This is a genomic window from Sphingobium cupriresistens (genome assembly GCF_004152865.1).
Classification (GTDB): domain Bacteria; phylum Pseudomonadota; class Alphaproteobacteria; order Sphingomonadales; family Sphingomonadaceae; genus Sphingobium; species Sphingobium cupriresistens.
The window spans coordinates 124168-148634 of sequence record NZ_SEOO01000003.1; the positions used below are offsets into that span (position 1 = coordinate 124168).

The following is a 24467-nucleotide window of genomic DNA, read 5'->3' on the forward strand; positions in this document are numbered from 1 at the left end:
CCTCAGCCCGCGACCGCGGCGGCGGTCAGGCAGGCGATCGCGGCTTTCATCATCGCCAGGAAGATCGCGGCCGATCGCTCGTTGGCCTCGATTCGCGCCGACAGCGTGCCGAGCAGGAAATCGACCAGGCGGAAGGCGACGAGTTGCAGCACCAATGTCACGCTGCCCCAGATGACGATGTCCCAGACATTGACCGACCCGGCGAGGCAGAAGCCCAACGGCGCCGCCAGCCCGATCGCGGCGCCGCCGAGCGAGATCGCTGCGGCTTCGTTGCCGCCGCGGATCAGCGCGAATTCGTCATGCGGGGTGATCCACATATAGAGGCCCAGCGCCGCCAGCCAGACCAGCGTCGCGCTGCCCAGATGCAGCAACAGGATGGGAAGGCCCGACAACAGGCTTTGAATCACGGGCATGGGATCGGTCATGCCGTCCCCAATGCCGTAACCCGCCCCAAGGTTCAATCGGGGCGGGTCACGGGTGAAATATAGCCGCTGGCGTTATCGGCAGATGCGCACGCGCACGTCGCGGTCGCGATAATAGTCGTAGCGCCATTCGGTCCAGCAGCGCGTGCGATAGCGATAGGCGGTCCGATAATGGCCGCGATGCCCGCGCCAATCGCGCCGGTCGCCGCGCCAGTGGCGGCGATCGTCCCAGCGCCTGTTGTCCCAGCGGCCATCACGGTCGCCGCGCCAGCCGGACCCGCCATAATATTGCGCCTGGGCCGGGGCCGCTGCTGCGCCAAGGCCGGTGATGGCGAGGCTTAACGCGGCCGCGCCCTTCCAGAACAGGTTCATGTCTTTCTCTCCTCACAGATCCCGCCCGTCACGGGAGGGAGCATGAAAGGGAGAATGCATCGCGCCGACTGAACCGTCCGCGAATGGACATGTCAGCGACGGTTCAGGCTTTTCAGCGCCCCCGCAGCGCCGCCTCGGCTTCCTGCATATAGTCGCGGGTGATCGGCAGCGCGCGGCGGTCGCGGCTATACTGGACCTGGAAATTCACCATGCCGCCATGTTCGAACACGGTCGCCGCCCCGGCCAGGTAGAAGGTCCACAGGCGGAAGAAGCGCTCGTCATAGAGGGCGACGATGTCGGCCTTGTGCGCCATGGTCCGCCGATACCATTCGCGGATGGTAAGGCCATAATGGATGCGCAGCACCTCCACATCCGTCACCATCAGCCTAGTGCCCTCGCTGCCCGCGATCATTTCCGACAGGGCCGGGATATAGCCGCCGGGGAAGATATATTTCTGGGTGAAGGCGTCGGTCACCCCCGGCCCGCCCATGCGGCCGATGGTGTGGACCAGCATCACCCCGTCCGGCGTCAGCAGGTTGCGGCAGGTGTCGAAGAAGGTGCGGAAATGGGCGGTGCCTACATGTTCGAACATGCCCACCGACACGATCCGGTCGAACGGCCCCTTCATGTCGCGATAGTCGATCAGTTCGAAGCGGACATGGTCGGCGACGCCCGCATCGGCGGCCCGCTGGCGCGCGACCTTGAGCTGCTCTTCCGACAGGGTGATGCCGGTCACATCGACGCCGCAGGTGCGGTGCAGGTAGAGCGCCATGCCGCCCCAGCCGCAGCCTATGTCCAGCACCGTCATGCCCGGTTTCAGGTGCAGCTTGGCGGCGATATGCGCCTTCTTGTCTTCCTGCGCCTGTTCCAGCCCGATCCCGGCCTCATTGTCCGCATCGGGATAATAGGCGCAGCTATATTGGCGATCGCGGTCCAGGAAGAGGGCGTAGAGAGCGCCCGACAGGTCGTAATGATGAGCAACATTGGCCTTGGACCGCGCCTTGTGGTTGGCGCGCCACAGCTTTTGCCGCACGCTGCCGACGCTGCGCTTGAGCAGGTTCTTGGTTTCGATCGACTTGCCCTGTTCCCAAGGATTGTTCGCGCGGATCATGGACAGGAATTCCATGATGCCGCCGCCTTCGATCGCCACCCGTCCGTCGATCCAGGCTTCGGCCATGCCCAGCCGCGGATCCTTGACGATGTCGAAAGGCACCCGGCCGTCCTTGAAGCGCAGCGCGAGGTCGGGAAAGGCGGGGTCGGGCTGACCCACGGTGATCGTTTTGCCGTTGGCGTAGTAGACGGTCAGGCGACCGCGTGAGACCAACCGCTTGAGAACCAATTCAAACAGTTTCATTCCGCGACCTTGTCATGTCGTTACGCAAACGTCAAATGCCGGCATACCAATCATAGTCGGCATGGTCCTCCCAAAAACCACCCTTGCCTTTGCCGATTGCGGCCAGGCTGTCGACCGCTTCAATCCCCATCAGATATTTGGCCTGTTTATAGCCCAGCTGGCGTTCGACCCGCAGCCGCAGCGGCGCGCCATTGGCGACCGACAGCGGCCGGTCGTTGAGCGCGAAGGCCAATATGGTCTGGGGATGGAAAGCATCGGCCAGGTCGATGCTTTCATAATAGGGCCGCCCGCCACCCATGTCGTCGGCGCAGCGAAAGACGATATAGCGCGCGTTGCTGCGCAGCCCCGCGCCATCTAGGATCGTCTTCAGGCGAACCCCGCGCCACTTGCCGATCGCGCTCCAGCCCTCGACGCAATCATGGCGGGTGATCTGTTCGCGGTGGGGCAGCGTGCGCAACTGCGACAACGACAGCGACAGGTCGCGCGATACAAGGCCGGTGACGTTCAGCCGCCAGTCCGCAAAGCCGCCACGCCACAGCGCCTTATAGGCGGGCGTATTGGGATTGGCGGTGCCGTTGGCGCGGAAGACGGGGGAAATCTGGTCGGGCCGGAATTCGCGCGCCAGCGCGTCGGGCGCCATCAGGCCGCGCTGCGCCCATTTATGGAAATTCTCGGCGGAAAAGAGCGTCTCGCGAAACGACTCGTTGCGCGCCAGCCGGTCGCAGCCGGACAGCGTTGCGGTCGCGCCGAGCAGCAGATGGCGGCGGGTCAGGATCATGGCCGATCCTCCGGCACGCGATAGCGGCCGGTGATCATCGAGCGCACCTCGTTCAGCGGTCCGGCGAGGACGACCATCAATATGTGAACCAGGAAGAAGGCGATGAGCGCGAAGGCGGTGATGAAATGGATCGATCGCGCCGACTGCCGTCCTCCGAACAGGTCCAGCAGCCAGGGCCAGGCCGCATTCATGCCTGGCGACATGGTGAGGCCGGTCAGGATGATGACCGGCAGCATGACGAAGATCACACCGATATAGCTCGCCTTTTGCAGCACGTTGTAGCGCAGCGCCGCCTGGCCGGTGGGGAAGCGCAGCCGGGCATGGTCCTTGATATCCTGCCACACATGGCGCGGGGCCAGTTCCCCGCGGCGAAAGGCGAGGTCGCGGGCGATGTGCCGATTGGCGAGGCTCCAGAGCATGTAAGCGAGCAAGGCGAAGGCGAAAAGCGGCGCGGCGGCCAGATGCCAGTGGCGCGACAGGGCGAGGCTGTAATGGCCCGGCAGGGTGATCCAGCCGGGGAAGCGTTCCAACGTCAGCCAGGCCACATCGAAATTCGCGCCATATTGCCCCCAATAGAGGCGGGGATGGGCGTTGAAAATGCCAAGGCCACTGGTGAACAGCACATAGAGCAGCAGCGCATTGAGCCAATGCCATAAGCGGGTGGACAGGCGGTGGCGTTTGACGACACCGGCTTCCATGGGGGTCGGTCTGTCCATGATGATGATCCTATCCCATCTGTCGCAATAGTCCAATATTCGGTCCGTGGCTCGTTTTGGTTACAACCCGTCGCGAATGGCCGCATCGGGATCGCTCGACCGGGCAGCGCGGGCGTTGTCACACTTTTGCAACACAAGTCCTGAAATTGATTGAAATAAAGTCTGACCCCCTTTGCAACTCAATCTTGCGATCCTAGATGGCGGCTGCGTGATCATGATGCAGATCATGTTCTTGATCTCCCGATAATGGAGAGAAGAGTCGCAGGAGTTGTCGTGAGAATAAGTTCATGATTGCTTTGCATCGAACCTGAACGCCGGATGAATGTCTCAATCACGGCGACTAGATAATAAATGAGGACTTTATGAAGACTGTGATTTTCGCAGCCATTGCTGCTGCCACCGTTGTTTCCGCTCCTGCTTTCGCTCAGGACGCAGCGCCCTTCACCGGGCCGCGCGCGGGCGTCACCTTGGGTTATGACAAGATCGGCGGCGAAGAAGGCTTCTCCTACGGCGTCAACGCCGGCTACGACCTCGCGCTCGCGCCCCGCATCGTCGGCGGTGTCGAAGTCAGCCTGGGCGACACCACGGTCGACGACAGCGACCTGGACGTCAGCCGTGACATCACCGCCTCGCTGCGCGCCGGTTATGTCGTGACGCCCCGCGTCCTTGCCTTCGGCAAGGTCGGCTACACGTCGACCCGCTTCGAAGTCGACGGCGACGGCGTTGGCCTGGAAGGCGTGCGCTACGGTGGCGGCCTGGAGTTCGCGGCGACCCCGAACACCTATATCTCGGCTGAATATCAGCGCACCGAATATGAGCAGAACATCGGCGGCCGCGACGCCGCGGTGGTCGGCATCGGCTTCCGTTTCTGATCCCTCTCAAAAGGTCGGAATCAAGGAAGGGCGGTCCTGTAAAGGGCCGCCCTTTTTCTATATGACCTGTTATGCAGGAAGCGGTCGGATGTCGGGTTCCACCCATGTCAGTCGGGCTGGCGATGCCATCAATAGATCGCGTGACCAGTAAGAAAATGGCCATTCCTTGTTCTTCAGCGGCGAGCACATCAGCGCGGAATAGGCGGTCGCCGGCGTCACATCGTCCGGCAGCCCGGCCAGCAGGCGGCGCGCCATGTGCAGGGAGGCCAGGGTAATCGTCTCATGATAGCCGCTGCTGTCACTGTTCACGCCGCCGACACTCTCATTATAGCGGCGGATCATGTCGGGCATGTCCCGTTCGGGCTGCACATCCGGGCGCGTGCGGATCAGCCACAGGGCGGTCGCGAAATGCGCGTGATGGGTCCAGCGCTCCTTCGGCAGCGCGCAGGCGCAAAAGCCCTGCGCCAGCGCATCGATTTCGTCATCGGTCATCGTCTTCCCGCAAAAGAAAAGCCCCACCATCGCTGGCGGGGCTTCTTGTCCTGCACCCGTGGCGCATTCTATCGTCCCGCGATCATCCTAGCGCGGCTTGCTTCTCTTCGGCCAAGCGCTTTATTTCCGCCTTGCTCTTCTTCTCGCTCGCCGATTTGAGCTGGCCGCACGCGGCCATGATGTCGCGGCCGCGCGGGGTGCGCACCGGCGCGCTGATGCCGCCTTCGAACACGATGGAACTGAACGCGCGGATGCGGTCGGGCGTCGAACATTCATAATCGGTGCCCGGCCAAGGATTGAACGGGATCAGGTTGACCTTGGCCGGCAGCTTATATTTGCGGATCAGCCGGACCAACTCGCGCGCATCGTCATCGCTGTCATTCTTGTCGCGGATCATCACATATTCGAAGGTGATGCGCCGGGCATTGTTCGCCTTGGGATAGTCGGCGCAGGCCTGGAGCAGTTCCTCGATGCCATATTTGCGGTTCAAGGGCACCAGTTCGTCGCGCACGGCCTTGGTCACGCCATGGAGCGAGACGGCCAGGTTGACGCCGATCTCCTCGGCCGCGCGCGCCATCATCGGCACCACGCCTGACGTCGACAGGGTGATGCGCCGCTTCGACAAGGCCAGGCCATCGCCGTCCATGACGAGCTTGAGCGCATCGCGGACATGGTCGAAATTATAGAGCGGCTCACCCATGCCCATCATGACGATGTTGGTCAGCATCCGCCCGTCGGATGTATATTGCGGCGCGTCCTCGTCCTCATCGACGTCGTTCGCTACGGCCATATTGCCCTTGGGCCATTCGCCCAGCGAATCGCGGGCCAGCATGACCTGGCCGACGATCTCGCCCGGCGTCAGGTTGCGCACCAGCCGCATCGTGCCGGTGTGGCAGAAGCTGCAATTGAGCGTGCAGCCGACCTGGCTGGATACGCAGAGCGTGCCGCGATCCGCATCGGGGATGAAGACCATTTCATAGTCCTGGCCGTCGTCCGACCGCAGCAGCCATTTGCGCGTGCCGTCGCTTGACACCTGCGCCTCGACCACCTGCGGGCGGCCGACGACGAAGCGTTCGGCCATCCAGCCGCGCATCGGCTTGGCCAGGTCGGTCATGGCGTCGAATTCGGTGGTGCCGCGATGATAGAGCCAGTGGAACAGCTGCTTGGAGCGCAGCTTGGCGGCCTTTACGTCCAGTCCGGCCTCTTCCAGCACGGCTTTGATCTGCGGGCGCGACAGGCCCATCAGGTCGATACGCCCGTCTTCACGCGGCGTCACCGCGCGCGGCACGGGCACAGGGTCGATAAGGCCGGGAATCGGCATGAGCGGGCTGGCGGCTGATTGCATCGCGCGCCTCTAACCGATTTTTGCCGATTTTGGAAGTGGCGCGCGCCTAACGCAGTCTGGCGCATCCCAGCGCCGCCGCGTCCATCGCCGTCGCTGCGCCGCGCAGCGCATAGCTGTCAGCGAAACCGCGCCCGTCCGCGCCCACGCCCGCGACGCTCATGCTGCTGGCCGATCGCATGGCCGCGACGATCTGCGCGTCGCCGCGGGCGTCGGGCGCCCAGGCATCCATCTGCCCGGCGACCAGCGCAAAGCGGCGCTCGCCCACGGTCAGCGTCACCCGCGCCTTGGCCGCCAGCGCCCGGCTGAGGCGGATATGCAGTTGCCCGCGCACCCGCCGGCGCGGCCATGTGCCGATCGAGGCGAACCCCTTGGGCATCTGGCCCCGTCGCGCGGCGGGCTGGGCGATGGCATAGCAGCGCGGCCCGTTCTGCCCCGCGCCGGGATCGCGAAAAGCGCCCCAACCCTCGAAAATACCCAGCGAATCGCGCGCTATGGCCGGTGAAGCCGCCAGCAGCGACAGGATCAGCAGGGCGATGACGCGAGGCATGATGCGGGCAAAGCCCATGCTGTCCCCATTTGCAACCCCGGCCCGATCAAAAGCGCGAAGGCGGTGCTTGCCCAACCCGTCATAGCGGTTATGAAGAAGCATCCATCATTGTCGCCGGGATTCGACCGAATCTCCGGCTATCGGCTTAAAAAGAAACGGACAGAACAGGGACATGAAGGCCACCATCGAACGCGCAACGCTCCTCAAGAGCCTGAGCCACGTCCAGTCGGTGGTCGAGCGGCGCAATACCATCCCCATCCTGTCAAACGTGCTGATCGAGGCGTCGGCCGATGGCGCGATCAAGCTGATGGCGACCGATCTCGATCTGCAGATCGTCGAAAGCGTGTCGGCGCAGGTGGAACAGGCCGGGGCAACCACCATTTCGGCCCACACCCTGTTCGACATTGCGCGCAAACTGCCCGAAGGCAGCCAGGTGTCGCTTGCGGCGGCCGAAGGCAAGATGCTGATCCAGGCTGGTCGCGCCCGTTTCAACCTGTCCACCCTGCCGCGCGACGATTTCCCGGTGATCGCGGAGGGCGACCTGCCGACCCGCTTCGAACTGCCGGCCGAGACGCTCAAGCAGATCATTGATAAGACGCGCTTCGCCATCTCGACCGAAGAAACGCGCTATTATCTGAACGGCATCTATTTTCATGTGACGGATGACGACCAGCCGGTGCTGAAGGCCGCGGCGACCGACGGCCACCGCCTGGCCCGCGTCACCGTGACCCGTCCCGACGGCGCGGAGGGGATGCCCGGCATCATCATCCCGCGTAAGTGCATCGGCGAACTGCGCAAGCTGCTCGACGAGGTGGACGGTTCGGTCGGCATCGCCTTGTCCGCAAGCAAAATCCGCTTCGGCCTGGGCAGCGCGATCCTGACCAGCAAGCTGATCGACGGCACATTCCCCGATTATAGCCGCGTCATCCCTACCGCGAATGACAAACTGCTCAAGATCGACCCGCGCAGCTTCGAGGAGGGCGTCGATCGCGTCGCCACCATCGCCACCGAAAAGACCCGCGCGGTGAAGATGAGCCTGGACAAGGACAAGATCACCCTGTCCGTCACCAGCCCCGAAAATGGCACCGCGGCCGAGGAAGTGCCCGGCGCTTTTCAGGGCGAGGGCTTCGATATCGGCTTTAACGCGCGCTATCTGCTCGATATATTGGGGCAGATCGATAGCGATCTTGTCGAACTGCATCTGGCCGATGCGGCTGCGCCGACGCTGATTCGTGAAAATGACGCCAGCCCGGCACTTTATGTGCTGATGCCCATGCGCGTCTGACTTTCCTTTTGGTGCAGGTTTAGGCCTGCACGATTATGGATCGTCATGACGGGCCGGAAGTAATTCTCTGGCAAGGAGTTTGGGTTACCAACAAGCGCATGGCCCTGTTGCGCGCATCCCTTACCGATAGTCCGTCCCGCCCGATGACTCTGATGGTCGCGCTCGGCCTGTCTGAAAGCGGGACCGAGGTGTCGGCGTCCTGGATTTCCGGCGCGTTCATCCATATCGCGCGACTATGGCCGCTGATCCTGCTGGCCAAGATCTGCGTCATCGCGCTGCTCAATCTGCCCTTCTACTCCGGCGACGTCGTGCAGGTCGGCCTGATGGCTTCCATGTTGGCGATCGACGGGGCCCTGATGCTTGCGCCGCGCCGATCCTGGTTTCAGCGCCAGATGCCGCATGTCCAGAACTGGATGATGCTCCCACTTGTGTTCCTGTCGGGTCTGACCTTCAGCTTGTGGCTGGGATATGAGGCCAAGGCGGCGACCGATGCGCTGTTCCTGGCGGCGGTGCCCGAATTGGCGGTGGCGCTGCTGGCGGTGTGTATCTTCGGCGACCGGCGGTTGCTGGGGATCAGCTATTTCCTGGGCGCATTGCTGGTGTCGGTCGCGGAAAAGGCCGGGGTCGTCCAGATCGGCCTGCTATGCAGTTGCGTCATCGTCATGCTGGTCGCGACGCTGCGGCAGGCGACCGCGGATCGCGACCAGGCGATCGCTCGGCACAGCCAGGATCTGCGTGCCCAGCGTTCCGACCGGTTGTTGCAGGAATATGAGCGCAGCGGGCGCGGCTGGTTCTGGGAAACCGACCGGCTGGGCTGCCTCACCTATATATCCGACACGCTGGCCAAGACGCTGGATGCGCCCGGTGATGAACTGATCGGTCGACCGATCACGGAAATCGTCCGGCCCGGCGACAAGAAGCAGGGCGACGGCGAACGCACGCTGGGCTTTCATTTGTCCGCCCGCACCGGCTTTTCCGAACTGCCCGTCTGCGCTGCGCTTGCCAAGGAAGAACGGTGGTGGTCGATTTCCGGCCAGCCGGTGTTCAACGAATATGGTCAGTTTCACGGCTTCCGTGGGTCGGGCACCGACCTGACCGAAATGCGCCGCAGCCAGGCGGAAGTGACGCGCCTGGCCCAGTTCGATTCGCTGACGGGCCTGGCCAACCGCATCCAGATGCTCAGCTCGCTGGAGCAGGCGGTAGTCGACCGCCGCGGCAAACAGGGCGAATGCGCATTGATGATGCTGGACCTCGACCGGTTCAAGATCGTCAACGACACGCTGGGCCATCCGGCCGGCGACACGCTGTTGCGGCAGGTCGGCCAGCGGTTGCAGCGCGTGGTTGGCGACAAGGGGCTGGTGGGGCGTCAGGGTGGCGACGAATTCAAGCTGCTGCTGCCCGGCCGCCACGATCAGGCAGCGCTGGCCCAGCTGGCGCAAGCGATCATCGCGTCGATCTCGCAACCCTATATGATCGAAGGGACCGCCGTGGTCATCGGCGTATCTATCGGCATCAGTTGCTGCCCGCAGGACGGCGTCACCGCCGATGCGCTGATCCGCAACGCCGACCTCGCCCTCTATGCGGCCAAGGGCAATGGCCGCGGCGTCCATCGCTTCTATTCGTCGGACATGCATGCCGATGCGGAGGATCGCCGCGCGCTGGAGGAGGATCTGCGCCGGGCGCTCGCCGCCGACGGCCTGCATCTGGTCTATCAGCCGGTGGTGTCGTCCAAGACCGAGCAGATTACCGGTTATGAAGCGCTGCTGCGCTGGAACCATCCGGTGCGCGGGCCGATTTCCCCGGCGCTGTTCATCCCGATCGCGGAGGATAGCGGGCTGATCGGCCAGATCGGCGAATGGGTGATGCACACCGCCTGCCGCGACGCGGCCGATTGGCAGGACGGCATCCGCGTCGCCGTCAACGTCTCGCCCAGCCAGTTCGCCAACCCCGGCTTCCCGTCCACGGTGATGAACGCGCTGGCGGGCGCGCAACTGGCGCCCGAACGGCTGGAGCTGGAGATCACCGAGAGCGTGTTCCTGAACGACGACGACGGGACCGACGCGATGTTCACGCGGTTGAAGGCGATCGGCGTCCGGTTGGCGCTGGATGATTTCGGCACCGGTTATTCCTCGCTCGGCTATCTGAAGAAGGCGCCGTTCGACAAGATCAAGATCGACCAGAGCTTCGTGCGCGGCGCCGCGACCAAGGGCAGCCGCAACAGCGCGATCATCAAGGCGATCGTCAGCCTGGCCGAAGCGCTGGGCATGGATACGACGGCAGAGGGCGCGGAAACGCAGGACGAACTGGCGCTGATCCGCCAGCTTGGGTGCAGCCATATCCAGGGCTATATCTACGGCCGGCCGATGTCCGCCGCCGATGTGCTGGCGGGGCAGCGCCGCAAGGGCACCGCAGCCAGCGCCAACGGCTTCCAGTCCAGCCGGCCCGAACGCAAGACGATGCTGCGCACCATCGCGATCCATCATGACGGTCATGTCTATACCGGCCGCGTTCGCAACATCTCCGCCACCGGCGCGCTGATCGAAGGATTGTGGAATGTGCCCGCAGGCACGTTGTTCGCGATCGAACTGGCCGAAAATCAGTTCGTCAATGCGACCAGCCGCTGGTCGAAGGATGATCGGATGGGCGTGGAGTTCGCCGGGTCGGTCGATATAAGCACCCTGCGCAATGCGCCCAAGTCGATGGCGGGGTGAGGGTGACGGCGGTATGCCAGCGCCGCTTGGCAACAAAATGTCACAGTGCCCGACGGGAACGTCGCAACTGTCCAGCGAGTATGCTCGACGCAATGTCAGCATGAGGACGGTCGATGCGCAATTTCGATGATCAGAATCTCAAAACACCGGCTCGCCGTCGTGGCGTCGGCAATCTTGCCATCTTGGGCATGGCGATGATTTTGGGGGTCGCGGCCCTGAGCGCCTATGTCATTTCCGGCAAGGACGCACCGGTCAAACCGGCGAGCGGATCGGCGCAGGCGATGGCGCTGGCGGGTTCCAAACCATCGCGTTGATCCACCCTCGGCACGCCGGGCCTGTCCGGCATGATGAAATGACGAAGGGGAGGCGCAGATGATGCGCCTCCCCTTCGTCGTTGCTCATTGTTCGAAGCGCGCGATCAGGCGGCGATCGCCACCGGCTCCATCGCGGCGTCCGCCACGATCATCCCGCGACCCAGGTCGCGAATCAGGCCGATGAAGCGGGTGGCTTCGCGCACGATCATCGCCTTGTTGAAACAGGCGGCCGCGCCCCGGTCCATCGCTTCGGCGACGATCGGCGCGCCGTCGCGCATCAGGCTGGAGAGCATGATGACGGGGCATGGCTCCATGTCCATGATCTCGTCCAATATCGCCAGGCCATCCTTGCCCGGCATGGCGATGTCCAGCGTCACGACATCGGGCTTTTCCAGCCGGATCATGTCGATCGCCTCCTCGCCATTGCGGGCGATGCCGACCACCTCGATCCGCCGGTCGCGCTCCAGCAGCGTCTCGATCATTGCGCGGATGGTGAGCGAATCGTCGACCACCACTATCCTGACGGGCTTCATCACAGGCGTCTCCCCAAACCGTTACACCTCCTCATAACGGCCGGGGAACGACAGCCTTTAACGTCCCTAATGCGGGTTTAACTACGCGGCCGGTTGCCCGCCGCGAAATTGGGGAAGAACAATTTGCGGAAGCTGATCGACACGGTCCGGCCCAGCGGGTCGAGATAGCCCGGCTGGTAACGCAGCGGCGTCGCCCCGGTCGCGTCGGTAACCTCGCGTCGCTGGTTGAAGATATTGTCGATGTTGAACGACACCCGCGCACCGCGCAGGAAGGGGATTTTGCGCTCCAGCCCCTGAACCTGCCCCAGATTGGCGAAGAGGCGCAGGTTCGCGGTGGCGAGGCTGCCGAAGTTCAGCCGCGAACTGCCGCCTGCCGTGCCCGTCAACGCGCCATCAACATGGGTGCCGCTTTCCCAGTCGATGCCCAGCCGCGCGCCGATGCCGTTGTTCATATAGCCGACCCGCGCCTCTATCTCGTGCCGGGGCTGGCCGCCCGACGATCCGGTGGCGTCGCCGTCCAGCAGGTTAAGCTGCGGCACGCCCGGCGCGATGGCGATGCTCTCGGTCAGATGCCAGGTATGATAGAGGCTGAACGTCATGCGCCCGCCGCCCTGGCCGCCGCCACGACCCCCGCCAAAACCGCCACGGGGGCCACCGCCACCCGGCCGCCCACCGCCGCCCGGCCCCGCATTGTTGCCCTCACCGCGCGGCCGGTCGCCGCCGCCTTCCTGTCCGGGTGCGCGCGGGCCGCGGTTGCCGAACAGCGCCTGCAATTCGGGCGGCCGGTCCTCCGGCTTGCCGCCCGATGCGCGCCACGCCTCCACCAGCTTCTGGACATGCGACTTGATCGGGATCGACAGGTCGAAGCCCCAGCGCAGCTGCTCGCTCTGCGACGACAGGAAGTTGATCGGCCGTGCGTCGATCTGGAGCAGATTGCCGTCGGCGTCGCGCACGAAGCGCTGCGGATAGGCCGCCTCCAGCGCCGGGGTGGGCGTGGGGAAAGCGGCGATCGGGTTGCTGGTGCGGCTGTTGAGATAAGTGGCGGTCAGCGTCAGATTGGGCTTTTCGAACGGCTTGATCCGGGCGCTCAGGCGGAACTGATCGCGCACACTTTCGCGCAGGCTGGCGTTGCCGCCCGACAGTTGCGACACGAACACCGTCTGCCCGGTCGCATAGTCGAACACCGACACGTTGGGCGTCACGATCTGCGGATCGGTGATCTGCGTGCCGGTGGGCGCGGCGCGATCCTGATTGGCGGACAGCAACAATTGCACCGCCTTGACCGGCTCCCAGCGCAGGCCGTAGCCCAGCGTCGAGAGCGTGCCGAAGTCCGAATAGCGTTGCGCCGCGGCGTTGACATTGACGCCGATGTCGCCCACCGCGCCCAACACGCCCTTCGACCGGCTGGTCAGCGGCAGGTCGATGCTGATCTGCCCGCTGCCGATCTCCCGGCTATAGTCATTGCCGCTTGCCACGCCCGACCGGACCGACCGGCTTTCAAAGCCATTGGCCGATGCGCCGAGCCGGATCGATGTCATGACATCGCCCGCCGGCAGGTCGAACAGCGACCCGCTGACCAGCAGGTCGCCCTGCACCGCCCGGCTTTCCGCGCGGGCGCGGTCGGTCAGGCGGGTGGCGGTCAGCGCGGGGGCGAAGCTGCCATAGGGATTGACGCTGGCGTCGCCGGCATCGAGCGCCGTCTGGATCGCGCCGGTGTCTATGCCGCGATCGGTGCGGGTGCGGGTGATCGACAGGTCGCCATTGCCGGTGAAGGACCATTGCCAGCTCCCGCCTAGCCGCCCGCTCAGGGTCAGCCCGATATGGCCGGTCGTGCCCTTGGTCTGCTGCTGCAACGCGCCGCCCTGCGCCAGATAGCGATAGAGGATAACGTCATTGGCAAAGGGCGAGAAGGGGCTGCCCGTCGCCAGATCGAACGCGCCCTGCGAGAGGCCCTGAAGCGAATCGCTGTCCGACAGTTCCAGCCGTCCGTTCAGCGTCGCCGACACCCCGCCCAGCGCGCGGGCCAGGGTGGCGTTGGCGGAAAAACTCTCCGTCTCCGGGCTGAGCGTGCGATAGCGGGTTAGGTCGCTGACGCTGGCGGCGTTCGCGCCCGCGACGAAATCGCCGAGCGTCGGCGCGCCCGCCGCCGCGCTGCCGGGTACGCTGGCCACGGTGACGCTCTGCCCCGCCAGCGCGGACAGCGAGGGATCGATTTCGCCATTCGTGCCCGTGCCGACGATATTGCCCGTCAGCGCATAGGGGCGGCCCGGCGCTGTGGCGGTGATGCCCCGCTCGCTTTCCAGCAGCGCGGCCGCGCGGCTATATTGCAGGTTCAGGGTGAAGCGATTGTCGCCCTGGATGCGCAGCAGCCCGGCCTCCACCTTGCCATTTTCCCGCCCGCCCTGGGTCGTCGTGCCCGCGCGTCCTTCGGCCGTTTCGGCGCGGAAGCGCTGGCGCAGGACGATGTTCACCACCTTCTGCGTCGGCGCATAGCCGTAGGAGAGGGCGACCTGTTCGGGCAAGATGTCGACCCGCGCCACCGCTTCGGACGGGATGTCCTGAATCTCGGAAAAGCTGGAGATGCGCTTGCCATTGAGCAGGATGACCGGCGATCCGTTGGTCTGCGGCGACAATTCGCTGATCAGTTCGGCAATGGAGGTGACGCCCAGAGCACGCACGTCGGCGGCCGACAATTGCTGTTCGGGCTGGACGTCGCCGATCACCGATCCGCGCTGCGGCTGGCCGGTAACGACGATTTCTTCGCCCTCGTCCATTTCGACGGGGGGTGCGGCCTTCTTCTCCTCCTGGGCCATCAGCGCGCCGGGCGCGACGCCGGCCATGAGCGCGACACTGAATAGGCAAGCGGAAAAACGCACGAAAACCCCCACAGAAAAACCGAACCTGATTCCCGGACTAGCAGCCGCTTGTCGCAAGATATTGGCAACGACCAGCGATATTTGTCGCAAGATGTAATGGGGCCGGCTGAACGTGGGCTGAGGCCGGGGTCTTGACCCTGCAATGTCAGGCCGCGTCGTGGAAGATGATGCCCAGCGTATAGCGCACGCCCGACAGCAAGCGGCTGACGCCGTGCCGCATCTGCACCCGATGCACGCCGCGCGCGCCCGTCACCGGCCGGTCGCGCACCGGGAAGATCACCGCATCGCCCTGGCCCAGCGGCACCACTTCGGGACGCGACTGCATCCGCGGCCGCTGCTCGGTCAGGACGAAGGCGCCGCCGGTAAAGTCGCGCTCCGGCTGCGACAGAAGGATCGCGACCTGCAATGGAAAGATATGCGGGCCATAGACATCCTGGTGCAGCGCATTCCAGTCGCCTGCCTCGTAGCGGAGCAGCAGCGGGGTCGGCTTGTCCTGCCCGGCCAGCGCGCAGCGGACCAGGAAATCGGCATGGCGCGCCGGATAGACGTCGCCGGTCCCCAGCATCGCCGCCCAGCGATTGGCCTGCGCCGCCAGTACGGGATAGAGGCTGTCCCGCAGCGCCGCGACCGGATCGGGCAGCGGATAGGCGCAATAGCGATAGCGCCCACGCCCATAGCCATGGCGCGCCATCACCACTTCCTTGCGAAAAGCGGCGGGATCGTCCCATAGCGCGACGATCGCGGCGCATTGGTCGGGGGTGAGGAGCGCAGGCAGGCGCGCGGCGCCATGGCGGTCGAGATCTGTGAGGTCCATGGGTGCCAGGATGAGCCTATCGCAGCGGGGCGTCATCCCATGGCTTGCGGTCAAAGCTTTTCTTCGCCGCTGCGGCTTTCTAGGATGGCGGGATGCGCACCCTTTATCCCCCGATCGCTCCCTTCGCCTCCGGCCATCTCGACGTGGGCGACCGCCATCATATCTATTGGGAGCGGGCCGGCACGCCCGGCGCGAAGCCGGCCGTGTTCCTGCATGGCGGGCCGGGCGGCGGCATATCGCCCGATCATCGCCGCCTGTTCGACCCGGCGCGCTACGATGTGCTGCTGTTCGACCAGCGCGGCTGCGGCCGATCGACGCCCCATGCCGATCTGACCGCCAACACGACCTGGGATCTGGTCGCCGATATCGAGCGGCTGCGGGTGATGATGGGCGTGGAGCGGTGGCTGGTGTTCGGCGGCAGTTGGGGATCGACGCTGGCGCTGGCCTATGCGCAGGCGCATGTCGAGCGAGTCACCGAACTGGTGCTGCGCGGCATCTTCACGATCCGGCAGAGCGAGATCGACTGGTATTATCAGGCGGGCGCGAGCCGCATCTATCCCGACAAGTGGGAGCGGTTCGTCGCGCCGATAGCGGAGGCGGAACGGGGCGATCTGGTGGCGGCCTATCGCCGCCTGCTGACCGGCACGGACCGGGCGGCGCAGATCGCGGCCGCGCGGGCGTGGAGCGTGTGGGAGGGGGAGACGATCCGCCTGCTGCCCGACCCGGCGCTGTCGGCGACCCATGACGCCGACGATTTCGCGCTCGCCTTCGCCCGCATCGAAAATCATTATTTTGTTCATGGCGGCTGGCTGGAGGACGGGCAGCTGATCCGCGACGCGGGCAAGCTGGCGGACATTCCCGGCGTCATCGTGCAGGGCCGCTACGACATGGCCTGCCCGGCGGAAACCGCCTGGGCGCTGCATCGCGCCTGGCCGCAGGCGCGCTTCGAAATGATCGAGGGGGCGGGGCACGCCTATAATGAACCGGGCATAATGGACGCGCTGATCCGCGCGACCGACGGCTTTGCAGCCTAGCGCGTGCCCGGCCCCAAGGCGGGATCGAGGTCGCGGGGGCGGGTGAAGCTGCTCAGCGTCGCGCACTTCTCGCCTGCTTGCCCCCAGCGGTCGATGGCGAAGTCGAGCACGGCGATGCTGGCGGTCGGGAATTTGACCTCCACATCCTCGCGCAGCGGATTGACGCCGTCGTCGGGGACGAGGTCGAGGATCAGCTCCTCCAGCCCCGGATTATGCCCGGCCAACAGCGCGCTGTCGGCGCTGTCGGGCAGGTCGCGCACGACGTCGAACAGGGTGGGCGCGGACGCCAGGTAGATGCGCCGGTCCCAGCGCGCGTCGAGCGTCTGGCCATAGCCCGCGAAGAAGGTTTCCAGCGTCTGCATCACCCGCACCGCGGGGGAGGCGACCAGCAGGTCGAACTGCATCTTCCGCTGGGCGGCGAACTGGCCCATCAACATCGCGGCCTTTTCGCCGCGGCGATTCAAGGGCCGGTCGAAATCGCGCGCCACCGGATCGTCCCAGTCCGATTTGGCGTGGCGCAACAGGGTCAGGCGCTTCATTGTCTCTCCTGTTCGGGAGTCCCTGATCGGGGCAGGCCGGATTCGCCCCCCTGATGCCCGAACAGGCCGGTTTCGCCAAGCGTTTCGCGATGCGACGCCCCGCTGACGGCGATGATCGCCTCGTCCAGCGTCAGGCGGCGGATCGGCGTTCCGGGCGGGAAGGCGCTCAGCAAGCGGCTGGGCATGGCGGCGGACAGGATGACGAAATGGCCCTTGTCCTCGGCCCGTCGGATCAGGCGGCCAAAGGCCTGCGCCAGCCGCGCGCGGATCAGCCGGTCGTCATAGGCGCTGCCGCCGCCCGCCAGTCTGCGGGCGGCGTGCAGCACGGTGGGCTTGGACCAGGGCACGCCCTCCATCACCACCAGCCGCAGCGAATGCCCCGGCACGTCAACGCCGTCCCGTAAAGCATCTGTGCCCAGCAGCGAGGCGCGCGGATCGTCGCGGAAGATATCGACCAGCGTACCGGTATCCATCGGGTCGACATGCTGGGCGTAGAGGGGCAGGCCCGCGCGCGCCAACCGGTCGGCGATACGCGCATGGACCGCGCGCAGCCGCCGGATCGCGGTGAACAGCCCCAGCGTCCCGCCGCCCGCCGCCTCGACCAGCCGGCCATAGGCGCCGGACAGCGCCGCTATATCGCCGCGCTTGATGTCGGTGACGATCAGCACTTCGGCGCGGCCGGGATAGTCGAACGGGCTGGCCGCCTCGAACCGTTCCGCGCCATAGGGCAGATGCGTTGCGCCGCTGCGCTCCTCCGCATTGGACCAGTCACCGCCGCCCTTGAGCGTGGCGGAGGTCAACAGCACGCCCTGTGCGGGCTTCAGCACGGTTTCGGCGAGCGGGCGGGTGGGATCGAGCCAGTGGCGATGGATGCCGATATCGAACTCGCGCCCTTCGACCCGGTCCACCGTCATCCAGTCGACATAGTCGGGGTCGGCCGGCCCCCCAACGCGCGCGAGCAGCGCCAGCCAGGCCGCGATCAGGTCGCGCCGCCAGCCGAGCGAGGCGATCGCGCCCTCGACCCGCGCGCGCGCCGCGCCGTCCAGCCAGTCGGGCGCATCCTCGATCACCGCCTCCAGCCGTCGGGACAGACGCACCAGCGGCTTGATCAGCGCGTCGAGCGCCAGTGCGGCCTCCTGTGCCGCCTCGACCAGCGCGCCGTCGGGTTCGGCCAGTTCGGTTTCCAGCCCATAGCCGGCATCCGCCTCGCCCGCCGCTTCCGCGCGGGTATAGACGGTGCCGCGCACCGCGGCGAGCAGCGTTTCCAATGGTCCGAACGGCTCGGCCGCCACCACCCGCTTCAACCAGTCGTCGGCGGGCAGCGCCTGCGCCGCGTCTACCGCCGCGCGAATCGCCTGGCCGCCTTCCTCGTCATAGCTGGCGAGGTCGGACAGGCGCGCCGCCAGCCCGCGCCGCCGTCCGCGCGATCCGCCCTCCGGTCCCATGATCCAGCGGCGCAGTTCGATCGCCTCCTGACCCGACAGGACGACGGAGAAGGTCGAATCGGCGGCGTCGAACAGATGATGGCCTTCGTCGAAGATGATGCGTTGCGGGCGCTGGCCGGTTTCGCGGCCGCGCGCGGCGTTGATCATCACCAGCGCATGGTTGGCGATGACGATGTCCGCGTCGGCCGATGCGCGGGCCGACCGCTCGATGAAGCATTTGCGATAATGGGGGCAGCCGGCATAGATGCACTCGCCGCGCCGGTCGGTGAGGGCCGTGGAGCCGTTGCGCCGGAACAGGGTGGGCAGCCATCCGGGCAGGTCGCCGCCGACCATGTCGCCATCCTTGCTGAACGCGGCCCAGCGCGCCACCAACTGGGCCAGGATCGCCGCGCGACCGGCAAAGCCGCCCTGCAACGCATCTTCCAGATTGAGCAGGCAGAGATAATTTTCCCGCCCCTTGCGCACCACTACCCGCTTCGCCGCGACCGCGGGATCGGGAAAGAGACGGAGCGATTCGCGGTCGAGCTGGCGTTGCAGCGCCTTGGTATAGGTGGACACCCAGACCGTGCCCTGCGCTTGCATTGCCCAGAGGGAGGCGGGGGCGAGATAGCCCAATGTCTTGCCGATGCCGGTGCCCGCTTCGGCCAGCAGCATATTGGGCTGGTCGCGATGCTTGCGGGGCAAGAAAGCGGTGCTGGCGGCGGCGGCATAGGCGCGCTGGCCGGGGCGCGGTTCCGCCCCCGCGCCGGTCAGCGCGTCCAGTCGCGCTAATATCTGCTCCTCGTTCAGGCTGACGGTGCGCGGGGCGGGGCGGGGCTGCGCCTCCTCCCATTCGGGCAGTTTGGAAAAGAGCCAGCGCTCCGCTTGCCTAGGCCGGGCGATGCGCGGCGCGACCAGCGGCGACCAGGGCCAGCGCAGTCGATGCAGCGCCTGCGCCGCCGTCCAGCCGCCCTCCCGCTCGGTCCAGTCGGCCGCGTCCAGTCGGCCCAGCAGCAACGCTGCCCCCTGCTGCAACAGTGCCGGGATGTCCGACTCGCTGGCCGGCGCGGGCAAGCCGAGCGCCGCGGCCAGCCCCTTGGGCGTGGGCACGAGGAAGCGCGCGGGATGGAGAAAGGCCCAGAGTTCGAGCAGGTCGAGCCCATTGAGTTCGGGATAGCCGAGCCGTTGGCCGGTGAGGGGCGCGTTCAGCAGCAGTACCGGGGTTTCGGCGGTGCGCGCGATCGCCTGCCCCTTGGCCAGCGCCTGGGTGCGGTCGCCTTCGCGCAACCAGATGCCGCCATGGCTGGCGTGGAGCGCGGGCAGGGTGGCGGGATCGATCACCTGTCCGGGCTTAGGCGAACAGGAACAAAAGGAAAACCTGAAATATGGGACGGTTCAGCCCGTGCGCCGGCCAAAACCGCCGCCGCCCAGGCTGGCGGAACCGAAACCGGTCTGGGCACGCGGCTGGAAGGCGACCGGCGCGCGCTTGGCGGCGCGGGCCATTTCAAGCCGTTCGTAAAGCGGGCCGTCGCTCAGCTCATAGGGGAAGCGAATGCCCATCCGGTCCTCCTCGGCCCAGCGGACCGTGCCGAAGACGATGAAGCCATCCAGATCGAGTTGACATTGCGAGCGCGCCGGCAAGGTGCAGCCCACGACTTGCGCCCCGCCTTCGCTCAGATCGACGATCATGCCTTCCAGACTGTCCAGCACCGTCGTGACGACGATGGGAATGTCCACGGCAATGCGTTCGCGGCTGCGCTGTATCTGCATATCGCCTCCAAATCTCGTCAATTATCGACCCGCAAGGTTAATGAAATCTTAAATTGAGAACGATTCTTAACGTGGATTTGCCGCCAATATCCGTTTTCTTTCGCCCTTTCCGGGTTTAGGGGGCGTTGCATGACCATGTCCGACATCCTCCGTACCGCCGCGACCGCATCCAAGGCCTGGCCTTATGAAGAAGCCCGCAAGCTTGTGAAGCGCTACAAGCTTGACGAGAAAGAGGGCGGCGCGCCGGACAAGGGGCATATCCTGTTCGAAACCGGCTATGGCCCATCGGGCCTGCCGCACATCGGCACTTTCAACGAAGTGTTGCGCACGACCATGGTCCGCAACGCCTTCCATGCGCTGTCGGATATTCCCACCCGGCTGGTGGCGTTCAGCGACGATCTGGATGGGTTCCGCAAGGTGCCTGACAATGTGCCGAACCAGGCGATGCTCGCCGAATATCTGGGCAAGCCGCTGACGCAGGTGCCCGATCCGTTCGAGAAGTATGAAAGCTTCGCCCATCACAATAATGCGAGGCTGCGGGCGTTCCTCGACAGTTTCGGTTTCGACTATGAATTCGTGTCGGCGACGGAGCGGTATCAGGCCGGTGCGTTCGATGGGGCGCTGCGCCAGGTGCTGCGTCGCTATCAGGCGATCATGGACATCATGCTGCCGACCCTGCGCAAGGAACGGCAGGCGACCTATTCGCCCGTCCTGCCGATCAGCCCAAAGAGCGGTATCGTGTTGCAGGTGCCGGTCGAGGTGATCGACGCCGAAGCGGGCATCGTGCGCTTCGTCGATGACGGCGAGGCGATCGAACAGTCGATTCTGGGCGGCGCGGCCAAGCTGCAATGGAAGGTCGATTGGGCGATGCGCTGGTATGCGCTGGGCGTCGATTATGAAATGGCGGGCAAGGACCTGATCGATTCGGTGACCCAGTCGTCCAAGATTTGCCGTGCGCTGGGCGGCCGCCCGCCCGAAGGCTTCAACTATGAGATGTTCCTCGACGAAAAGGGCGAGAAAATCTCCAAGTCCAAGGGCAATGGCCTCAGCCTCGAACAATGGCTGACCTACGGCCCGCAGGAAAGTCTGGCCTTCTACGCCTATCGCGAGCCGAAGAAGGCGAAGCAGCTCCACATGGGCGTCATCCCGCGCGCGGTGGACGAATATTGGCAGTTCCGCGGCAATTACGCGAAGCAGGCGGTCGAACAGCAACTGGGCAACCCGGTGCATCATATCCATAATGGCCAGTTGCCGCAGGGCGAATTGCCGGTGACTTTCGGCCTGCTGTTGAACCTGGTCGGCGTGATGGGCGATGCCAGCCGCGAACAGGTGTGGTCCTATCTGCAAAATTACGCGCCCGGCGCCAGCGCGCAAACCTATCCCGAACTGGACGCGCTGATCGGCCATGCGCTGGCCTATCACCGCGATTTCGTCGCGCCGACCCTCCGACGTCGCGCGCCAGACGTCAATGAGGCAGCGGCGTTGCGCCAACTGGACAAGGAACTGGCCGCGCTGCCGACAAGCGCATCGGCCGAAGATATCCAGAATATCGTCTATGCCATCGGCAAGGACGAGACGTTTGGTTTTGCCGAACTGCGCGACTGGTTCAAGGCGCTCTACCAGACGTTGCTGGGCGCGGATCAGGGACCGCGCATGGGCAGTTTCATTGCGCTGTACGGCATAGAAAACAGCCGCAAGCTGATCGCGCAGGCGCTTGCCGCCTGAGGCTGGCGACGCGGAACATTCTGCCATCATGGGGCGTTCTGCGCATCGGTCCACCCCCCTTTCGGACTGGTGATGCGCCTTGCGCGCATCATCGGCCGCGTGCGCCTGGAAACGGGCGGCGCGGCCAAGCGGGGGAATATAAAAAAACAGCCCCGAACGATCCGTCCGGGGCCGTTTTTATGCCCTTGGCTTTTACCAGAAGAAACTGCGGTGGGCCGTGATCACGCGGCCGGTACGGACGTTGACCAGCAGCACGTCGTTATAATGGCGGACCCAGCGCTGGTTCACGCCCGGACGAGGCAGGCGATAGCGGTAGGGATTGGCGATATAATAGCGCGAATTATAATAGGCCGGACGCAGCTGCGCACCGGCGTTCCACTGGCTGTAGCGGAAGGGCGCGCGCCAGTTGCCGCCGCGATAGACGCTGCGATGGGTGCGGCGATAGTCGCGCCAGTCTTCGCGCGCTTCCTGGCGGGCGTCGCGCACATCGCGTCGTTGTTCGCGCACATCGCGACGGTCGCCATAGCGTTGCGCCTGGCGCAGATCGCGCTTTTCCTCGCGCAGATTGCGTTCGCTGCGGCGGGCTTCGCCATAGGATTGGGCCGACGCGACGCTGGGTGCAACTGTGGCGGCAAGCAGACCAAGAATGATGAGTTTACGCATAGAAATTCTCCCATATTCTGTGGCGGTTGAACCTGTCCGGCAAGATCGGGTTCCATCGCCTGGAAAGGGGTTATGCGGCCCGGCGCCTGAACGGCGCGGAAATGAAGCTGTCAGTTTTCAGTCATTTATGTCGCAAAGTGTAACCGGCCACCGACAAGGTTCAGCCCCAGGGATGCTCGCGAAACCATTTGGTGACGACATATTTGGCGCCCCGTTCGACCGGGCGTGCGGCATGCAGGCTCAAGCGGTTGGGCGCCCCGTCGCGGTCCATATTGTTCCAGATCAGGATCATGCCCTCGACCGGCGGCACCATGAATTCGCATTGCGGGAAGTGGGTTTCGCCGCCCGCCTCCACCGGCGACAGATAGATCATCGCGGTCCAAGTCCGCTGCCCGCCGCTGGCGCGCATCTGCGGCCAATAGCTGGCGGTGACCGGGAAATAGTCGCAATGGACCTTATATTCCTGTCCCGGCGCATAGCGCTGCCCCTGGAGCGTTTCGCCATGGCGGGCGGACAGGCCGGTCAGCGCGCAGATACGGTCGCTCACCGCCAGCACCAGCTTGTCCCAGGGATTGAGGTTGCAGCTATGGCTGGTGCGATAGTCCGCGTTCGCGCTGCCCGAAAAGAGCGTGGACGGCTTGGCGTCCGCGTCGATCATCGCGCGCAGGCCTGCACATTCTTCCGCGCTCAGGAAATCCTGGCGGCCATAGATGTCGAGCAGCGGGGCGTCGATGCGATGCACCATGGGGTTGCGGTCCAGCCGCTTGCGCACATCGTCGCCAATCCCGGCGCGCAGCAGCGACGCGATGCCGTCATCATCCTTTTCCTGGCTCATGTCCGCGTCCTGCCACAGAGGCGACCGTCCTGAAAAGACCCCGGCGCGTTTCCGCGCCGGGGCCAGTTTTCCTGAAGGCCACTTCAGGGAGGGGGTTCTGATATCAACGCGGCGGCCGCCGCGGCGTCACCAGAAGAAGTCGTGGATCACATCGACGACATAGCCGTCGCGAATATCGACCAGCATCGCGTCGTCATAATAGCGAACCCAGCGCAGCGTGCCGTAGGCGGGCGGCAGGCGGTAGCTATAGGGATCATTCAGCCAGTAGCTGTTGGAATAGAGCAGGCTGCTCAGCACGATGCCGACCGAAAAACGGCGATAGCCATAATCCCAGCCGCGCGGCGCGTAATAGCGGCCCATGCGGTAGCGGTCGCCATAGCGGTTGCGATAGCTGTTCCAGTCATAACGCCGATCCTGGCGCCAGCCATTGTCCCAGCGCCGCTGGTTGCTCCAGCGGGTGCGGTCGTCATAACGGCGGCCATTATTCCAGTTCGCGCCATTCTGGCCTCGATTGTCGGTCCAACGGCGATCGTCACGCCTGTCGTCCCTGCGATCATCGCGCCGATCGCTGCGCCAGTCCTGTCGCGCATCGCGGCGGTCATTGCGCCAGTCTTGCTGGTTTTCGCGCTGGTCGTTGCGGCGATCCTGCCAGTTTTGCTGGCGATCGTCGCGCCGGTCCTGCCGCGCTTCGCGTTGCGCCAGGGCGCCGGGGCGGTTCTGGTCGCTGCGCCATTGCGGATTGGCGCGCTGTTGAGGGCGCTGATCGATGCGGCGCTCAGGGCGGACTTCCGGGCGCGGCGCCGCCATCTGGGGCGCGGGCCGCACGGCCGCGCGCTGCTGCCCGCGTCGCACCTGCGCCTCGCCACGCTGGTTCATGCGGTTGCCGCGCGACATGCCGCCGCCGCTTTCCACGCGGCCGGCGCGCTCGCCACCGCGGTTGCCGCGCTGCTCCTGGTTACTTTGCGCATAGGCCGGGGCGACGCCGCTCAGCAGCGTTGCGGTCATCAGACCCGCCAGCATCATCTTCCTCAACATCGTCGTGACTT

Annotated in this window: 23 protein-coding genes; 6 read left to right on the forward strand and 17 right to left on the reverse strand. The window is 65.3% G+C overall.

Features of this window, described 5'->3' with window-relative positions; translation table 11 throughout:
- Positions 1-2: 2 nt before the first annotated feature.
- The 5 genes from EWH12_RS03115 to EWH12_RS03135 all read right to left on the reverse strand — a co-directional run bounded on the left by EWH12_RS03115 (position 3) and on the right by EWH12_RS03135 (position 3642).
- Entirely contained in the window at positions 3-425 is a 423-nt protein-coding gene (locus EWH12_RS03115) for a DUF350 domain-containing protein (RefSeq protein WP_066599578.1), read from the reverse strand.
- Between the two features lie 72 nt (positions 426-497).
- Entirely contained in the window at positions 498-794 is a 297-nt protein-coding gene (locus tag EWH12_RS03120; RefSeq protein WP_066599583.1) for a hypothetical protein, read from the reverse strand.
- Positions 795-906: 112 nt separating this feature from the next.
- Positions 907-2148, reverse strand: coding sequence for an SAM-dependent methyltransferase (locus tag EWH12_RS03125; protein WP_066599586.1), 1242 nt, complete (start codon positions 2146-2148; stop codon positions 907-909).
- Between the two features lie 31 nt (positions 2149-2179).
- On the reverse strand, positions 2180-2926 hold the full coding sequence (locus EWH12_RS03130) for a molybdopterin-binding protein (protein WP_129925681.1): 747 nt from the start codon (positions 2924-2926) through the stop codon (positions 2180-2182).
- Positions 2923-3642, reverse strand: coding sequence for a cytochrome b/b6 domain-containing protein (locus EWH12_RS03135; protein WP_129925683.1), 720 nt, complete (start codon positions 3640-3642; stop codon positions 2923-2925). The genes EWH12_RS03130 and EWH12_RS03135 overlap by 4 nt, the downstream gene beginning before the upstream one ends.
- Positions 3643-4004: 362 nt before the next feature.
- Here EWH12_RS03135 and EWH12_RS03140 point away from each other — a divergent pair, with 362 nt between their 5' ends.
- Complete coding sequence (locus tag EWH12_RS03140) at positions 4005-4514, forward strand: porin family protein (protein WP_066599593.1); 510 nt, start codon at positions 4005-4007, stop codon at positions 4512-4514.
- 69 nt (positions 4515-4583) lie between these two features.
- On the opposite strand, the gene EWH12_RS03145 is transcribed toward EWH12_RS03140, so the two are convergent.
- The 3 genes from EWH12_RS03145 to EWH12_RS03155 form a co-directional block, all read right to left on the reverse strand.
- The gene (locus tag EWH12_RS03145) at positions 4584-5006 is read right to left on the reverse strand and encodes a hypothetical protein (RefSeq protein WP_066599595.1); all 423 of its coding nucleotides are present in this window, start codon (positions 5004-5006) and stop codon (positions 4584-4586) included.
- 82 nt (positions 5007-5088) lie between these two features.
- Positions 5089-6351, reverse strand: a complete 1263-nt coding sequence (gene rlmN / locus EWH12_RS03150; RefSeq protein ID WP_129925685.1) for a dual-specificity RNA methyltransferase RlmN — start codon at positions 6349-6351, stop codon at positions 5089-5091.
- Between the two features lie 46 nt (positions 6352-6397).
- The gene (locus EWH12_RS03155; RefSeq protein ID WP_066604819.1) at positions 6398-6898 is read right to left on the reverse strand and encodes a hypothetical protein; all 501 of its coding nucleotides are present in this window, start codon (positions 6896-6898) and stop codon (positions 6398-6400) included.
- A 172-nt stretch (positions 6899-7070) separates the two neighbouring features.
- Here EWH12_RS03155 and dnaN point away from each other — a divergent pair, with 172 nt between their 5' ends.
- The 3 genes from dnaN to EWH12_RS03170 all read left to right on the forward strand — a co-directional run bounded on the left by dnaN (position 7071) and on the right by EWH12_RS03170 (position 11208).
- Entirely contained in the window at positions 7071-8183 is a 1113-nt protein-coding gene (dnaN, locus tag EWH12_RS03160) for a DNA polymerase III subunit beta (RefSeq protein ID WP_066599604.1), read from the forward strand.
- Positions 8184-8281: 98 nt separating this feature from the next.
- Positions 8282-10894 (forward strand): EAL domain-containing protein, encoded by a 2613-nt coding sequence (locus EWH12_RS03165; protein WP_165363560.1) that lies wholly within the window; start codon positions 8282-8284, stop codon positions 10892-10894.
- 113 nt (positions 10895-11007) lie between these two features.
- Complete coding sequence (locus EWH12_RS03170) at positions 11008-11208, forward strand: hypothetical protein (protein ID WP_066599610.1); 201 nt, start codon at positions 11008-11010, stop codon at positions 11206-11208.
- 104 nt (positions 11209-11312) lie between these two features.
- Here EWH12_RS03170 and EWH12_RS03175 read toward each other — a convergent pair whose 3' ends face one another.
- The 3 genes from EWH12_RS03175 to EWH12_RS03185 form a co-directional block, all read right to left on the reverse strand.
- On the reverse strand, positions 11313-11741 hold the full coding sequence (locus tag EWH12_RS03175; RefSeq protein ID WP_129925688.1) for a response regulator: 429 nt from the start codon (positions 11739-11741) through the stop codon (positions 11313-11315).
- Positions 11742-11818: 77 nt separating this feature from the next.
- Entirely contained in the window at positions 11819-14581 is a 2763-nt protein-coding gene (locus tag EWH12_RS03180; RefSeq protein WP_129925690.1) for a TonB-dependent receptor, read from the reverse strand.
- Between the two features lie 181 nt (positions 14582-14762).
- Positions 14763-15431, reverse strand: a complete 669-nt coding sequence (locus EWH12_RS03185) for a 2OG-Fe(II) oxygenase (protein WP_242495935.1) — start codon at positions 15429-15431, stop codon at positions 14763-14765.
- A 92-nt stretch (positions 15432-15523) separates the two neighbouring features.
- On the opposite strand from EWH12_RS03185, the gene pip reads away from it, so the two are divergent.
- Positions 15524-16465 carry a prolyl aminopeptidase gene (gene pip / locus EWH12_RS03190; RefSeq protein WP_129925692.1) on the forward strand — a complete coding sequence of 314 codons (942 nt, stop codon included), beginning with the start codon at positions 15524-15526 and terminating at the stop codon, positions 16463-16465.
- Here the strand turns inward: pip and EWH12_RS03195 are convergent.
- Genes EWH12_RS03195 through EWH12_RS03205 form a run of 3 tightly spaced genes read right to left on the reverse strand, consistent with a single transcriptional unit; the run spans position 16462 to position 20198 of the window.
- On the reverse strand, positions 16462-17004 hold the full coding sequence (locus tag EWH12_RS03195) for a SixA phosphatase family protein (protein WP_129925693.1): 543 nt from the start codon (positions 17002-17004) through the stop codon (positions 16462-16464). The two genes, pip and EWH12_RS03195, sit on opposite strands and share 4 nt — an antisense overlap.
- The gene (locus EWH12_RS03200) at positions 17001-19769 is read right to left on the reverse strand and encodes an ATP-dependent DNA helicase (protein ID WP_129925694.1); all 2769 of its coding nucleotides are present in this window, start codon (positions 19767-19769) and stop codon (positions 17001-17003) included. The genes EWH12_RS03195 and EWH12_RS03200 overlap by 4 nt, the downstream gene beginning before the upstream one ends.
- A 54-nt stretch (positions 19770-19823) precedes the next feature.
- A complete protein-coding gene (locus EWH12_RS03205; RefSeq protein ID WP_066599637.1) occupies positions 19824-20198 on the reverse strand; it encodes a PilZ domain-containing protein in 375 nt (124 codons plus the stop codon).
- Positions 20199-20327: 129 nt separating this feature from the next.
- On the opposite strand from EWH12_RS03205, the gene EWH12_RS03210 reads away from it, so the two are divergent.
- Complete coding sequence (locus EWH12_RS03210) at positions 20328-21923, forward strand: lysine--tRNA ligase (RefSeq protein ID WP_129925695.1); 1596 nt, start codon at positions 20328-20330, stop codon at positions 21921-21923.
- Between the two features lie 192 nt (positions 21924-22115).
- Here EWH12_RS03210 and EWH12_RS03215 read toward each other — a convergent pair whose 3' ends face one another.
- From EWH12_RS03215 to EWH12_RS03225, 3 genes are all read right to left on the reverse strand, one after another.
- Positions 22116-22586 carry an RcnB family protein gene (locus EWH12_RS03215; protein WP_066599640.1) on the reverse strand — a complete coding sequence of 157 codons (471 nt, stop codon included), beginning with the start codon at positions 22584-22586 and terminating at the stop codon, positions 22116-22118.
- A gap of 160 nt (positions 22587-22746) precedes the next feature.
- The gene (locus EWH12_RS03220) at positions 22747-23421 is read right to left on the reverse strand and encodes a prolyl hydroxylase family protein (RefSeq protein ID WP_129925696.1); all 675 of its coding nucleotides are present in this window, start codon (positions 23419-23421) and stop codon (positions 22747-22749) included.
- A 126-nt stretch (positions 23422-23547) separates the two neighbouring features.
- The gene (locus EWH12_RS03225) at positions 23548-24426 is read right to left on the reverse strand and encodes an RcnB family protein (protein WP_242495936.1); all 879 of its coding nucleotides are present in this window, start codon (positions 24424-24426) and stop codon (positions 23548-23550) included.
- Positions 24427-24467: the final 41 nt, after the last annotated feature.